The 14,543-nt window shown below is 56.0% G+C and carries 10 protein-coding genes and 1 pseudogene; 10 read left to right on the forward strand and 1 reads right to left on the reverse strand.

Features of this window, described 5'->3' with window-relative positions:
• Window positions 1–126: 126 nt before the first annotated feature.
• On the reverse strand, window positions 127–972 hold the full coding sequence (gene dat, locus PM3016_RS10000) for a D-amino-acid transaminase (RefSeq protein ID WP_014369340.1): 846 nt from the start codon (window positions 970–972) through the stop codon (window positions 127–129).
• 351 nt (window positions 973–1,323) lie between these two features.
• On the opposite strand from dat, the gene PM3016_RS10005 reads away from it, so the two are divergent.
• The 10 genes and pseudogenes from PM3016_RS10005 (at window position 1,324) to PM3016_RS10035 (ending at window position 14,320) form a co-directional block, all read left to right on the forward strand.
• Complete coding sequence (locus PM3016_RS10005; protein ID WP_013915411.1) at window positions 1,324–3,939, forward strand: adenosylcobalamin-dependent ribonucleoside-diphosphate reductase; 2,616 nt, start codon at window positions 1,324–1,326, stop codon at window positions 3,937–3,939.
• Window positions 3,940–4,326: 387 nt separating this feature from the next.
• Window positions 4,327–4,458 (forward strand): annotated as a pseudogene (locus tag PM3016_RS41335) (DinB/UmuC family translesion DNA polymerase); the annotation flags it as partial.
• Window positions 4,459–4,594: 136 nt separating this feature from the next.
• Entirely contained in the window at window positions 4,595–5,104 is a 510-nt protein-coding gene (locus PM3016_RS10010) for a hypothetical protein (protein WP_014369341.1), read from the forward strand.
• An 827-nt stretch (window positions 5,105–5,931) separates the two neighbouring features.
• Entirely contained in the window at window positions 5,932–6,108 is a 177-nt protein-coding gene (locus PM3016_RS41565; RefSeq protein WP_081484315.1) for a twin-arginine translocase TatA/TatE family subunit, read from the forward strand.
• A gap of 671 nt (window positions 6,109–6,779) precedes the next feature.
• Entirely contained in the window at window positions 6,780–9,209 is a 2,430-nt protein-coding gene (locus PM3016_RS10015; protein ID WP_238540480.1) for a CBM96 family carbohydrate-binding protein, read from the forward strand.
• Window positions 9,210–9,507: 298 nt separating this feature from the next.
• Window positions 9,508–10,830: an ABC transporter substrate-binding protein gene (locus tag PM3016_RS10020; RefSeq protein WP_014369343.1), complete on the forward strand. Its 1,323-nt coding sequence runs from the start codon at window positions 9,508–9,510 to the stop codon at window positions 10,828–10,830.
• A 93-nt stretch (window positions 10,831–10,923) separates the two neighbouring features.
• A complete protein-coding gene (locus PM3016_RS10025; protein WP_238540481.1) occupies window positions 10,924–11,541 on the forward strand; it encodes a carbohydrate ABC transporter permease in 618 nt (205 codons plus the stop codon).
• Window positions 11,542–11,551: 10 nt separating this feature from the next.
• A complete protein-coding gene (locus PM3016_RS39520; RefSeq protein ID WP_238540592.1) occupies window positions 11,552–11,857 on the forward strand; it encodes a carbohydrate ABC transporter permease in 306 nt (101 codons plus the stop codon).
• A gap of 1 nt (window position 11,858) precedes the next feature.
• The gene (locus tag PM3016_RS10030) at window positions 11,859–12,689 is read left to right on the forward strand and encodes a carbohydrate ABC transporter permease (RefSeq protein WP_014369344.1); all 831 of its coding nucleotides are present in this window, start codon (window positions 11,859–11,861) and stop codon (window positions 12,687–12,689) included.
• Between the two features lie 38 nt (window positions 12,690–12,727).
• Window positions 12,728–14,320, forward strand: a complete 1,593-nt coding sequence (locus PM3016_RS10035) for a glycoside hydrolase family 43 protein (RefSeq protein ID WP_014369345.1) — start codon at window positions 12,728–12,730, stop codon at window positions 14,318–14,320.
• The last annotated feature ends 223 nt before the right edge of the window (window positions 14,321–14,543 follow it).

The following is a 14,543-nucleotide window of genomic DNA, read 5'->3' on the forward strand; positions in this document are numbered from 1 at the left end:
AGAAGCATGAGCTTCCACTCCGGGGGATTTTCTGTGCGGCATATGGCTGCAGCCCTTGGCCGCCCGCAGGCTTTCGCTTTTTCGCCATAATTGCCTGTTGCAAAGAGGGGCCTGCGTGGTAAATAATCAGGAACGTATGGCTTCCGAGAAGGCTTCCTGCAGACGCCGGGTGACCGGTCCGGGCTGTCCTCCGGAGACCGGCAGGCCGTCTACGGAGACCACCGGAGTCACTTCCACGGTCGTTCCCGTGATGAAGACCTCGTCCGCTGCCTGGAGCTCGTCCAGGGTGAACGGTCTCTCTTCAGCCGGGATGCCGAGCCGTTCGGCCAGCCGGAGCATGACCATGCGCGTAATGCCGTGGAGAATGAGATGATTGGCCGGATGCGTGATGATCCGGCCGTTCTTGACGATGGCGGCGTTGGAGGCGCTGCACTCGGTGACGGTTCCCTGGCGGTGCAGGATGACATCGTCGGCACCCTGGGAGAGCGCATGCTGCTTCGCCATCGTATTGGCGAGCAGGTTCAGCGTCTTAAGGTCGCATCGCAGCCAGCGGATGTCATCCATCGTAACGGTACGGATGCCGTTCTCCATGGCGGCGAGCGGACGCTTCAGATCGCCCGCATAAGCCATAAGGACTGGCTCGGCCCCTTGGGGGAAGCTGTGGGCGCGCGGAGCGATGCCCCGGGTGTATTGGAGATAGACGGTGCCTTCCTGCACCTGATTGCGCTTGACGAGCTCGTTCAGGCCGTCCAGCAGCTCTTGTTTGGACAAGGGCAGCGTCATATGGATGGCCTCCGCCGTCCGGACGAGCCGGTCGTAATGGGCATCCGCCTCAAACAGCTTGCCGTGATAGACGCGGATGACCTCGTAGGCGCCGTCGCCGAAGTAATAGCCCCGGTCCTCGGGCGAGATGCGCACTTCGTCCTTCGGCAGGAATTGATTCTGGTACCAGTAGATTTGAGTTTGAGACATACGGCTGCTCCTCCTGTCATACAATAAGCCAAGGGTGGGGAACATATGTTTGACTGAGTCCCCGTTGCTTGTGTATTATGAGTTCAAGACTACCAATCCCAAGGGATGTTTGTCAAAAGACTCTATGGTGATATTTGCCTGACAGCGGGGGCCCGTTTGTCGAAATTCCTTATTTCAGCACGAACGAGAAAGAGAGCGCGGGAGAGAAAATGCAAGAGAATCGGACGGCAGCTTGTACTAAATCCCGAAATTCGCTGATTTTCCATTAGAAACACTACATATTGTATTGTATAATCGTATCTCAACCAGATATTGTACATTCCATGATCTTACATACAGGAGGTTGTTGTTGTGAAGACCGTACAGCAGACCAAATTGGAAGGCTTAAGCGAGAAAATTTTCCTTGACCGTTATGCGATGAAAGACGCCGATACATCGAAGACGAAGGTGGGCGACACCGTTCTCGTGCTGACGAAGGACGATCCGAAGTTTCCGGCGAAGGAAGTCGGCGAAGTCATCGAGCGTCAGGGAAATACCGTACAGGTGCGCACACGCAGCGGGGAGGTTGTCGAATCCTCCGTCGAGAAGCTGACGCTGACCCGCGAGAAAACCCCGCAGGAGATGTGGGACCGCTTGGCTGCTGCGATGGCTTCGGTGGAAGCAACACCCGAGAAGCAACAAGAGTGGACCGAGAAATTCCGCTACGTGCTCGACGACTGGAAGCTTGTTCCCGGCGGCCGGATTGCGGCGGGTGCGGGTGCGAGCGACGAGCTTACGCTGTTCAACTGCTACGTGATTCCATCCCCGCATGACAGCCGTGGAGGCATCATGGCCACGCTGTCCGAGATGACCGAGATTATGGCCCGCGGAGGCGGCGTAGGGATCAACCTCTCCTCGCTCCGTCCGCGCCGCTCCATCGTCCGCGGCGTTAACGGTTCGTCCTCCGGCGCAGTTTCGTGGGGCGGGCTCTTCAGCTATGCCACCGGCCTCATCGAGCAGGGCGGAAGCCGCCGCGGCGCGCTCATGCTCATGATCAACGACTGGCATCCGGACGTGGTCGATTTCATCACCGTCAAGCAGACGATGGGGCAGATCACGAATGCGAACCTGTCCGTTTGTGTGAGCAACGGCTTCATGAAGGCTGTGAAGGAAGACCTCGACTGGGAACTCGTGTATCCGGACACGGCTGATCCGGAGTACGACGATGTGTGGGACGGCGACCTGGAGAAGTGGAAGAAAGCCGGCCGCAATGTGATTCCTTACCGTACGGTCCGGGCGCGCGACGTATGGCATACGATTATCGAATCCGCCTGGAAGTCCGCCGAGCCGGGCGTCGTGTTCATGGAGTACTACAACCAGATGTCGAACTCCTGGTACTTCAACCCGATCATCTGCACGAATCCGTGCGGTGAGCAGGGGCTGCCGGCTTGGGGCGTCTGCAACCTGTCCGCGATCAACCTCTCGAAGTTCTACGACGAAGAGAAGCACGACGTCGCCTGGGACGAGCTCGCGAAGACCGTCCAGTACTCGACGCGCTTCCTCGACAATGTCATCGACAAGACGCCGTACCACTTCGAGGAGAACCGGATCAACCAGCAGGGCGAACGCCGCGTAGGCCTCGGGTCCATGGGTCTGGCCGAGCTGATGATCAAGCTCGAGATCCGTTACGGCAGCCCGGAATCGCTTGAGTTCCTCGACAAGCTGTACGGCTTCATGGCGAAGGAAGCTTACCTCGCTTCCGCCGACATTGCGGAAGAGAAGGGCTCCTTCCAGCACTTCGAGGCCGAGCCGTTCCTGCAGAGCGGCTTCATGAAGAACATGGTGGCCACGTTCCCAGAAGTGGGGGCGGCGATCAAGAAAAAGGGTATGCGCAACGTTACGGTCATCACCCAGGCGCCGACCGGCTCCACGGGCACGATGGTCGGCACCTCGACCGGTATCGAGCCTTACTTCGCCTTCGAGTACTACCGCCAGAGCCGTCTCGGCTTCGACAAGCAGTACGTGCCGATCGCCCAGGAGTGGAAGGACGCGCATCCGAACGAAGATCTGCCGGCTCACTTCGTGACCGCGATGGATCTTTCGGCGGAGGACCACATCCGTGCGCAGGCGGCCATCCAGAAGTGGGTCGACAGCTCGATCTCCAAGACGGCAAACTGCCCGGCGGACTTCACGGTCGAAGAGACGAAGCGCCTCTACGAGCTGGCGTTCGACCTCGGCTGCAAGGGCGTGACGATCTACCGCGACGGCTCCCGCGACGTGCAGGTGCTCTCCACCGAGAAGAAGGAAGACAAGGCGGAAGCGGTCAGCGCACCTGCTGCGGACACGGCCGCTGCTGAAGTGGCTCCTGCTGCAGCGCCGGCTTCCGATGCTTCGCTGAACAGCCTGTCCAAGACGCTGGCAGTGAACATCGACGCGAAGACGGAGAAGGTCTTCGACAAGGAATACAAACGCCGTCCGCAGGTGCTGCGCGGGGCGACTTATAAGTTCAACACGCCGTTCGGCATGGCTTATATCACGATTAACGACATGAACGGCTCCCCGAGCGAGATCTTCCTCAACGTGGGCAAAGCCGGTTCCGACGTGTTCGCGATGTCCGAAGCGCTCGGCCGCGTCTGCTCGCTGTTCCTGCGCTACGGCGATCACGGGAACAAGGTGGATCTGCTCGTGAAGCACCTTAAGGGCATCGGCGGCTCCGGTGCGATCGGCTTCGGCGCCAACCGCGTCGAGTCCATTGCCGACGCGGTTGCGAAGGCACTCGAATCGCATGGCGAGTTCACCGACAGCGCCGATGAGCTCATCACGGCGACGCAGGAGATCGACGTGATCCACGAGACGCCGGCCCAGTACGCGGTGACCCGCAACGCGGCCACGTCGCTGGACCTGTGCCCGTCGTGCGGCTCCGCTTCGCTGATCAACAGCGAAGGATGCAAGAACTGCTCCAACTGCGGCTACAGCCGCTGCAGCTAATGGATACGTAGGAGAGGCCTTCGGGCCTCTCTTTTTTTAATTGATTAGATAGTTTGTTGAACCCCATGTGTGCCTACAACCTGGGGATCTGGCCAGAATGCTGTCGAGCGGCTTCGTAAACGGCTTGGTAATATAGGAGACCAGCTCCATAATCACGCGCACGGCATCGATCTGAGTGAACCGTATCATCGACCTCAGCTGCATTGCAATGAACTGGTGCAAAAAGGCGTAGGGTCAGGAATTACGCTCATGCGAGATTACATGGGGGATGAAGTGCTTACGGTGTCTTTGACCAGATCGAAGGAGGTCACGCAGCGCATGCGGAACGTGAACGATCTCCCTAGGCTTCGGGTATAGCCATGACGAAGGGGGAGGGGGGGCAGCCGCGCACACACGATCCATGCAGCCACGAATGTCACGACGAAGATTTATGAGGTGTGCACGGAAATCTTCAAACAGAATTACCGCGGCCGTTCCGTTCGAAACGTACATGTGTCGATTTTCCCTTTTTTATACTGATTCACCAAAAGGCTCGCTTTGACCGGTTGAATTAATCCAATCTTAATAGTCAAAAAAATGTAAAATATAGTGAACTTTTAAAAAAATATGATATATATTATCCAAGTGACAAAATACAAAAGGATAGAGGTTATTTATGAAAAAGTTCACACTCATTTTGTCTGCGGCACTGATGCTTCAATTCTCCATCGTCTCTGCAGCTTTTGCAAAGAACACTCTTGTTAATGGTGAAACACTTCGTAAAGGGCAGACGTTACAGTCGAATAACGGAGTTTATTCTCTGCAATTTAAGACCGATGGAAACCTTGTACTTTATAAGAATAATACTACGATGCTCTGGCAATCAGGTACTGCTGGGGCTCGTAAATATTTGACGACTTTCCAAGGTTTTCAATTTTATACCTATCCAGAGATTTTAGAATTGTATAACGGATCAATTCAAATAATCGATGATGTAACTTATTACGCGTTTTGGAAGTCAGATAATAAAGCATTCAGTACGATGTGGTATGGTCAGGGGAATGTCCCCACTAATCTTTATGGAGACAGGTTGGTCGTTCAAGATGATGGGAATCTAGTTCTCTATAATACATCGGCAAGCAGCAGCCCATATCCTGTTTGGGCTTCACATACAGGTGGACAATAAGAATTAAGCAAGGGAACCGTGTTAAGTGAAATGAACTTTAATAATTAGACAACACTGTCTAGCCATTGGAGGTACATTTCATAAGATGCGGTTCTTTTACTTTGGTCGATGTTCTCAGCGCTACTTGCTACTTACCGCAGCCTAACTAAGAATGCAGATGGTACTGGAGGTCCGTATGGTACCGATGCAAGAAGATCCTCTATTGTAGAGCCTTCTTTCTGAGACAGGAATGATAAAAAATAATGATGTATGTGAAGTACATTCTTTTTTTTTCTTATTAACTTCATTGCAACATATTTTATTTTTCCGGAACCGAGCTATGTTAGGTCCTTTTGGTACTCTGTTTTTCTACTATTAGTTGTAGTTATTATGGATCTAATCAAGACAAAAAAAGAGTAAGTTATTTGGCGCTGCTGGGCATCTTTCGGTAGTGCCATTTTTTTTGATTTCCTCGCATGACAGCGTTCTCTTAACTGCAAGGAGCGGGAGATATGGACTCCGAGCTATAACACGTCGGGATAAGGCAGTAGAGGATACGGTTGAGCGCAGAGCGGAACGTCGCGAGATGGCCGTCATCCTTGGGAAAACACGATCAACCCCATGCCCACCGATAAACGTGTTTCCCACGTTCCCTTCCCTAACTACATACAGACGATCGTTGCCCGCCCATCATCCATTCGGTTTTCCTTCGAGAAAAATATGCGGACCCGGTCTTCACCGTTGCCAGCAAGGACTTGGTTGTTCCCTTACATGATCCTGTCCCTCCGAAGGTGTTCCCGCGATGGCCGGACTTCCACCCAATCAGCAAACTCTACTGGAGCGGAGGCGTGCGATGGCTACCGGCGCGGCTGGGTGACGATGCTGGTGATTCTACTCCTTTTGGGCCTAGTAAGCTGCCAGAGATAAGACGCACATTTGGAAGAATGCTTAGCGAATTCAAGGACTCGAGGAAAGAATCAGCGGAGGGGACTCACCAAAAAATACGGAAGGCTCGGGACCCCTAAATAAAGCATTGGGTGGCGGAATGATTCGGCAGCCTTGCGCGGGAATGGATATAAGTTCTATAAGTATATGTGGCGACTCATCAGGCGCCCATTTAGCCTTATTAGCAGGGCTTGACGCTATGGGGGACTTAGATGAACGGGTGGAGACTGCGGCGATGCCTTCACCAAATCATATCCGAAGAGCCAGGGGATTATCGTCGGCTGCATGACGGCCATTGCGAAAATAGGTACCTTCAAGGCAGCCGTCAGAAAAATAAGCTCAAGGACTATAGGCACTGTTCATGAGCATGCTTTGAAGAAAGGACCTTGCGTACCGTTCGAAGCATTATGAACCGCCTTCTACCCTGGCATGCCGGGAGGAAGGCGGTCTTCTTCATGCCGGAGAGATTTTGGTAAGGATTACACGCCTGTTTAGTTACGAGGTGGTTGGATCGTTACTTTTTACACTCCGGATCGGGGCGTCTGCCGTGGTATGTTTGCCCCAAGAGAGGAGGCGAAGGGTTCCGTCCAAGCTGACCATGCAACGAAAGGGTTGATCTACAGGAGGTGAGAGCTTGAAGAAAGCTGCAGGCCGAATGGGCTGCAACTTAAGGAGGGTTATTACACAACAATCGGAAAACGCTTACTTTGTGCTGAGAGTGAATGACTATTTTCATATCCGGAGGTTCTCCATGACGAAAAAAGGTACAAAAACGCAAAAGAGTGTCATTCTGGGGATGTGCGCGGTGCTGCTTCCCACGATCTTCCTGCCCGTGAACACACAGCCTGCCGCAGGAGCCGCAGCGGTTCTGAATCTGAATCCCGCCGCAGACAGCTATGTCAGCAGCGAAGCGGCAGCGGTGAATTATGGGAAGGCGGCTTCGATGGTAACAAAGCAGGCCGCAGTGAATGACCGCAGTGCTTATCTGAAGTTCGACCTCAGCGGGATCATGGGGACGATCACCTCGGCCAAGCTGAAGCTGTACGTCAAGAACAGATCTGCGAGCGTCAGCCGTTCCGTCTATGCGGTCTCTACCGACAACTGGACGGAGAATGGTCTTACGTACAGCAGCAGGCCTCCTTACGGCAGCCAGGTTGGGGCTGCGGTCATCACCTCCCCTGGGTGGGTGGAGTTCGATGTGACCCCCTACATCAAAGGAGAGCATGCGGGGGACAAGACGGCGAGCCTCTATATCAAGGATCCGGTGCTGAGCAGCGATGCCGGCATTGAGTTTTACAGCAAGGAGAACGGCACGAATATCCCGGTGCTGGCCGTGACCACAGGTACCGCGAGCACCGCGCCGGCACCGTTCGTCCATCCGGGAGGCCTGTTCAAGCAGTCCGACCTTGACCGCATGAAATACATGGTGCAGGCGGGGGTCGAACCGTATCTTACTTCATTCAACGAACTGAAGGCGGACGCCAAATCCAGCTACCTCTATACCGTGAAAGGGGATCCCAGCTGGACGTCCGTCAACAGGGGAGGACTTCATGGGTCCGAGTTCGAATCCGATGTCACCGCCGCCTATCTCAATGCCTTGATGTGGGCGATTACGGGAGATGCGCGGCATGCCGACAAGGCGGTTCAAATATTCAACACCTGGAGCAGCCTGACGGAGGTGACCGGCGGCGGCACGGAAGCCTTGAACGCCGGCTTATTTGCCTGGAAGCTGGTCGAAGCGGCGGAGATTATCAAGAGCACCTACAGCGGGTGGGCGCCCGCAGACCTTCAGAAATTCAAAGATATGCTGGTATATCCCGGGTATTCCACGACAGGCGTGCCTTCGAGCGTCACCCAGAACAACGGAACCTTCTACTGGAGAATATACAACGGCGATCCGGGGCGTCACGGGAACCAGGATCTCCTCGCTTGGAGAGCGATGATTTCAATGGGGGTCTTCCTGGACAACCGCACCATGTATGACAGGGCGCTGCGGTATTTCAAGGGACTGCCCCACAGACCGGACGATCTGCCTTATACCCCGGGTCCCTCGACTTCGGGAACGCAGCTCGGGACCAACATGTACTTTGATACGTTCCAGGCGAACCGCCAAAGCACCACGGCGGACTGGGGCTATAACGGGGTTCTCCAGCATTACATCTGGGAGAACGGCCAGAACCAGGAGAGCTCGCGCGACCAGCAGCATGCTTTCCTCGGCGTAGGAACAGCGGCAGGCATAGCGGAGGTGGCCTGGAACCAGGGTGACGACGTGTGGAATTCGTTGGATAACCGGCTCTTGAAGGGCTTTGAGTTTATGGCGAAGTACAATACGTCCTACATTGCCTCTTTCCCAGACCAGCCGGGCCCATGGGAGCCCGACAATTTCATTCAGCGGACGGACCGGACCGGGCGGTGGTTCTCCAAGATGATGAATCCGCATTTTGAGAGCGATTTTGTCAGGGTGAGCCGGGGTGACTTCCCAGGCAAACGGCCGGTCTACGAGCAGGCGGTAGCCCACTTCCAGGTGAGAATGGGGCAGGGCAGCCTGGCCCCTTGGACGGAACGGTCGCGCGATGTGGCCATCAGCAAGTCCGGATATGAGAAAACCGGCTTCAGCCTCGACCATCCCGGCTGGGGAGCGCTGACGTTCCGCCGGCCGCCAGGAGTGGCCGGTGATCCGGTGAAGGGCTTCGCGGGCGGTGTGCCGAGCTTCGGCGTGCATGTGCTGCCGGGGACGGTCGAAGCCGAGAACTACGACCACTTCCCGGCGAGCGGCGAAGGCCGGACGTATCACGACCTGTCCGCCGGCAACTCGAGCGGGCAGTACCGCAGTGACAGCGTCGACATCCAGTCCGTGTCCACCGGAGGATATGCGCTGACCGACCTGGATGCCGGCGAATGGTACACGTACACGGTCTTCGTGCCGGTCACGGGCAAGTACAAGGTCCGTGTCAGCTACGCTTCCCCGAGCGGAGGCGGAGCGGTCAAGTTCGCCTTCAACGGCACGGATGCGGGAGGTCCAACCGCGCTCCCGGCAACGGGCAGCTGGACGGCGTGGTCTGCTCACACCGCAGCGGACCAGGTGCAGTTAAGTGCCGGAGTGCAGACGATGCGTGTATATGTCGGAGGCACGTCGGATAAGTTCGTGCTGGACCGGATCCAAATCGAAGCTGTGAATTAATCCACACGCTCCAAGCCCCTTGGCTCGCTGAATCATCGGCGAGCCAAGGGGTTTATGCGTTTGACGTGTCGGCGGTATAGGACCGTCGAGACACGGCTTCAACAGCGGCTGGAACCCCATACCTATTCCGCCCCATGTCCCGATGTATGGGTTTCTGAGATGACATAGAGTATTTCATTTATTTCTTATCCGCATGAAGGTTCTTAAATACCCGCATATCGCGCTTAAAAAAACGCATTTGAACCAAAATACCCCTATGGTAACCTTAGAGCATAGACGAAAGGGAGGTTCTTACCACATGAACAAGCGATCATTCCTGAAAGTATTGGCGGGCACGGCGGCTCTCAGCCTGGTGCTGACCGCATGCGGAGGCAGCACGGAGAAGAACGAGGGGGCGGCAGGCACCGCCGATCCAGCAAAGAAAGAAGTGTCCTTCACCCTGGGCTACGCAACGGGCGACCCGGCGACCAAGCAGGCCATGGCGGACGCCGTTGACGCCTTTATGAAAGCGAACCCAGGCATCAAGATCAAGAATATCAGCGAGGGCGGATCGGCCGCTTACCTCGATTGGCTGAAGACCAAGGATGCTGTCGGCGAATTCCCGGACCTCGTGGAGATGCGGGATACGCAGCTGTTTGCGGATGCGGGCAAGATTGCGGAGCTGCCTGCGGACCTTCAGGGCTTGTTCGAGAGCATTCCACAGGTGAATAACAAATCCTATGTCGCCCCGATCGCCCTGCCTGTGCCGCAGGGGATGATCTACAGCAAGAAAATGTACGCCGACGCCGGCATTACGGAGGAGCCGAAGACCTATGCGGAGTTCATAACCGCCATGGAGAAGCTGAAGGCCAAAGGCGTGTCCCCGATCGTCGTCGGCGGTAAGGATATTTTCCACTGGGGCTTCTGGGTCAACAAGTTCCTGATCGACGAAGTCTTCATCAAGAACCCGGATTGGAACGCGCAGCGCACGGCCGGCAAGGTGAGCTTCACGGACGAAGGACCGATGAGGGCGATGCAGGAGTTCACGAACCTGTTCACCAAGGGGTACGTGGACAAAGGGTATCTGAGTACAGCGGATAACCAGACCGCTTCCATGCTCGTAACAGGTAAGGCAGCGGGCCTGTTCTCCGGACCTTGGATGTTCGACCAGATCAAGCAGGCGGACCCGAACTTCGACTTCGGATGGTATCCGGTTCCGGACCGGCAGGGCGGGGTGAACGTGGTGGGACTTCCGCAGCCGCAGGGCTGGGCGCTCTCTTCGAATGTCGTGAAGGATGCGGAGAAGACGGCGACGATCAAGACGTTCATCCGGTTCTTCTTCAGCAAAGAGCAGTACGGCAAGTATCTGAAGGCGGTCAACGGCATTCCGGCGACCAAGGAGAAGGTAGCGTACGAAGCGCTGCCGCAGATGAAGGAAGTCATCGACATGATGGCGGATCCGCAGGTGAAGAAGTCGCTGCACATCAACGGCTTCTGGGGCGAGAATCAGATTCCGCCGCAGTTCCGCAACTGGTTTTACAAGATGGCGCAGGAATGGCTGACCAAGGGCGACTTCGGGCCCGAATATATGAAGAAGGCCGATGCCGAGTGGGACAACGAAGTCAAAGCCATGAAGAAGTAGGATCGAGCAAGTTCATATAGAGGCTGGGAGAGCTTCCGCGGGGCAGCTGCGGAGGCGTCCCTTCTTCAGCCGGACGGATAGGAGTGAGAGAGCATGGCAATGAACCTGGCAAGCCCGGAGAGAGCAGCCGGCACCATGACACTGAAGAAAAAAAGACCCTGGATCACATTTTCCGTACTGTTTATTCTGCCTTCGTTTCTGCTGTATACCTTGTTCGTGATCGTGCCGACATTCAGCAGTATCTACCTCAGCTTCACCTCATGGGACGGTGTCAGCGACGACATCCGATATATCGGCTTCGACAACTTCGTGGAGATGTGGCACAGCGAGCGGGTGCACAATGCCCTGAAGAATACCCTGATTCTGTCTGTCGTGCTGGTCATTCTGGAGAATATCACGGCCATCGCGCTGGCCATCGTGGTGGATCAGGTCCGCTGGTTCCGGAACCTGTTCCGAAGCGTGTTCTACTTCCCGGTCCTGCTCAGCGGGATCGTCATGGGCTTCGTGTGGACGATCATCCTGAACTATAATTTTGGCGTACTGACCCAGCTGCTGGATACAATGGGCCTCGGCTCCCTGAAGATCGACTGGCTCGGTAATCCGAAATATGCCTTGCTCGCGATCATTATTACTACCGTGTGGAAGTCCTCGGGGTATTACATGATTATTTACCTGGTCCGGCCTGCAGGGGATCCCGGCCGAGCTCCATGAGGCTGCGGCGATCGACGGAGCGAACCGGTGGCAGCAGTTCCGCCATATCACTTTTCCGCTGCTCGCCGGTGCCATGACGGTCTGCGTCATGCTGTCGATGATCGCCTCGCTCAAGATCTTCGACCAGATCGCGGTGATGACCGACGGCGGCCCGGGATTTGCCACGGAGACGTTAACTTACATCGTGTACAAGGTCGGCTTCGGCGAGCTCCGCCAAGGCTACGGGACAGCGCTTTCCCTGGTTTTGTTCCTGCTGATCCTGATCGTGTCCCTGCTCCAGATTCGGATTCTCCGCAAGAGAGAGGTGCAGATGTAGCATGAAAACCCGGAACAAGTTGTTTGACATTCTGCTGTTTGCCGCAGCCCTGGTCCTGGCCGTCCTCTTCTTCTTCCCGATCTACTTCAGTCTCATCTCGGCCTTCAAGAGCAACGGGGATATTCTCCGCAATGCCGTTTCGTTCCCGAAGAGCTTCTATGTCGACAGCTTCAAGTACCTGTGGACGAAGACGGATTTTCCCGAAGCGATGGTTAACAGCGTCATTCTGACCCTCACTTCCATCGTGCTCATGATCGCCGTGATTCCGATGGCGGCCTATGCGATTGAACGGACGAACAAGAAGTGGACGAATGCCGCCTACGTGTACTTCTTGGCGGGGATGATGATTCCTTTCCAGGTCTATATGATTCCGCTCTTCAAGGAGATGAAGATGCTCGGTCTGTACGGCTCCCTGGGCGCGCCGATCCTCATCTATATCTCCGGCTCAGTGGGCTTCGGCGTTCTGCTCTATACGAGCTTCATCAAGGGGATTCCAAGGGAGATCGAAGAAGCGGCTTCGATTGACGGCTGCTCGAGCTACAGCATCTTCTGGCGGATCGTATTCCCGCTGCTCGGGCCCTGCACGGCGAGTATGGTGGTATTGAACGGCCTCGGGATCTGGAATGACTTCCTGATGCCGATGCTCGTCCTCCCTTCCGGGGAGCCGAAGACGATGATCGTCGAGATCTTCAAATTCGTCGGCGAGATGGCTTCGCAGTGGGATATGGTGTTCGCGGGAACGGCCATTTCGATTGTTCCCGTGCTGATTGCGTTCATTGCACTGCAAAAATACTTCGTCAAGGGCGTCGCCGCGGGAGCCACGAAGGGATAAAAAGGCAAGCCGTGTAACCGAAAGGAGATTCCTTCCTCATGTCAACAGGAAATATAGCCAATCCGATTCTCGCCGGTTTCCAGCCTGACGCTTCGATCCTCCGGGTCGGAGACGATTACTACATCGCCACCTCGACGTTCGAGTGGTTCCCGGGTGTCGTCATCCATCACTCCAAGGACCTCGTTCATTGGAGAACACTGACACGGGCGCTGGACAGGGTGAGCCAGCTGGATTTGCTTGGAGCTCCCAGCTCGGGCGGGATCTGGGCACCTGCGCTCAGCTATGACAATGGCACGTTTTACTTGTGCATTACGGATGTGAAGGCACGCCGGGGCGTGTATAAAGATCTGCATAACTACATCGTCAGCGCTCCTTCCATCACGGGTCCCTGGTCCGATCCGGTCTATCTCAATTCCAGCGGCTTCGATCACTTTCTCTTCCACGACACAGACGGCCGCAAATGGCTGTTCAACATGCAGTGGGACTTCCGGAAGAACAAGAAGCGGTTCGCCGGCATCGTCATGCAGGAATACAGCGTGGCCGAACGCAAGCTGATCGGGCCTGTTCATAAGGTCACCGAAGGGACGGATCTCGGGGTGACGGAAGGGCCGATGGTGTACAAGCGCGGCGGGTACTACTATCTTCTCTTGGCGGAAGGGGGGACCGGAATCAACCATGCGGCCACGCTGATGCGCTCCAGATCCATTACAGGCCCTTACGAAGTGGACCCGGACTATCCGGTGCTCACAACAGCGGGACATCCGGAATATCCGCTGCAGAAGGCAGGCCATGGGTCCCTGGTCGAAACGCAAAACGGCGAATGGTACATGGTGCATATCTGCAGCCGGCAGCTTCCGGATGGCAGCGGGCTGAGCCCTCTCGGCCGTGAAACGGCGATCCAGAAGGTCGTCTGGACCGAGGATGGATGGCTGCGGCTGGCCGCCGGCGGACGGCTGCCCCAACTCGAAGCGCCTGCCCCCGACCTGCCCCCTTATCCGTTCCCGGCGGAGCCGGCACGCGATGAATTCGGCACTGCCGAGCTTGGCGTCCACTGGCATACCCTGCGCGTGCCGGCGGACGACTCTTGGCTGTCCCTTACCGCCCGGCCGGGGTATCTGCGGCTCACCGGGCGCGAATCGCTCAATTCCTGGCACCGTCAGAGCCTGGTCGCCCGGCGGATCGGCAGCTTCCGCTGCTCGGTGGAGACTTGTGTAGAGTTCGAGCCGGAGTGTTATACGCAGATGGCCGGTCTCGTGCTCTATTATGACGAGCAGGACCACTTCTACCTGCGGATCTCGCATGACGAAACGTACGGCAAGCATCTGGCTGTAGTAACAAGCGAGCGGGGGCAGTACGACGAGGCGGAGGATTACGTATCGGTCGAAGGCTGGGGGCGCTGCTATCTCCGGGCGGTGATCGACAACGAGAACACCCGGTTCTCCTATTCCGGGGACGGCAGTGACTGGAAATCCATAGGGCCGGCGCTGTACACCGGACAGCTCGCGGACGAGTATCAACGGAAGCTTTCGTTCACCGGGGCGATGGCGGGCGTTTGCGTGCAGGATCTCAGGGGAACGGCGCTTCATGCGGACTTCGATTATTTTGAATACAGGGAGCACGAGACGCTTTAATCTCCAGGAGAATCTGTGCCAATTGTTGCTCTGGTTCTATCACAGTCCCCCCTTGGGTGCATCAACGATCCGAGGGGGAATTTTTTTATTTTGGAATCGAAAGTGAGGGAGAGGCGAGATCCATTAAAAAAGCGCAGGTTCCTCTTAAATAACCGCACTCCATTTCTGCGGGGCGAGGGCTATAATAGGGGCAAACCTGGAGGAAATCTTCCTCCGAATCCGG

The sequence above is a fragment of the Paenibacillus mucilaginosus 3016 genome (assembly GCF_000250655.1).
Classification (GTDB): Bacteria; Bacillota; Bacilli; order Paenibacillales; family NBRC-103111; genus Paenibacillus_G; species Paenibacillus_G mucilaginosus.

What these genes read in the sequence shown, in the direction of transcription:
- dat (WP_014369340.1), bottom strand. Translation starts at nt 972, where the DNA reads ATGTCTCAAACTCAAATCTACTGGTACCAGAATCAATTCCTGCCGAAG.
- PM3016_RS10010 (WP_014369341.1), top strand. Translation starts at nt 4,595, where the DNA reads ATGAAAAAGTTCACACTCATTTTGTCTGCGGCACTGATGCTTCAATTC.
- PM3016_RS10015 (WP_238540480.1), top strand. Translation starts at nt 6,780, where the DNA reads ATGACGAAAAAAGGTACAAAAACGCAAAAGAGTGTCATTCTGGGGATG.
- PM3016_RS10020 (WP_014369343.1), top strand. Translation starts at nt 9,508, where the DNA reads ATGAACAAGCGATCATTCCTGAAAGTATTGGCGGGCACGGCGGCTCTC.
- PM3016_RS10025 (WP_238540481.1), top strand. Translation starts at nt 10,924, where the DNA reads ATGGCAATGAACCTGGCAAGCCCGGAGAGAGCAGCCGGCACCATGACA.
- PM3016_RS10030 (WP_014369344.1), top strand. Translation starts at nt 11,859, where the DNA reads ATGAAAACCCGGAACAAGTTGTTTGACATTCTGCTGTTTGCCGCAGCC.
- PM3016_RS10035 (WP_014369345.1), top strand. Translation starts at nt 12,728, where the DNA reads ATGTCAACAGGAAATATAGCCAATCCGATTCTCGCCGGTTTCCAGCCT.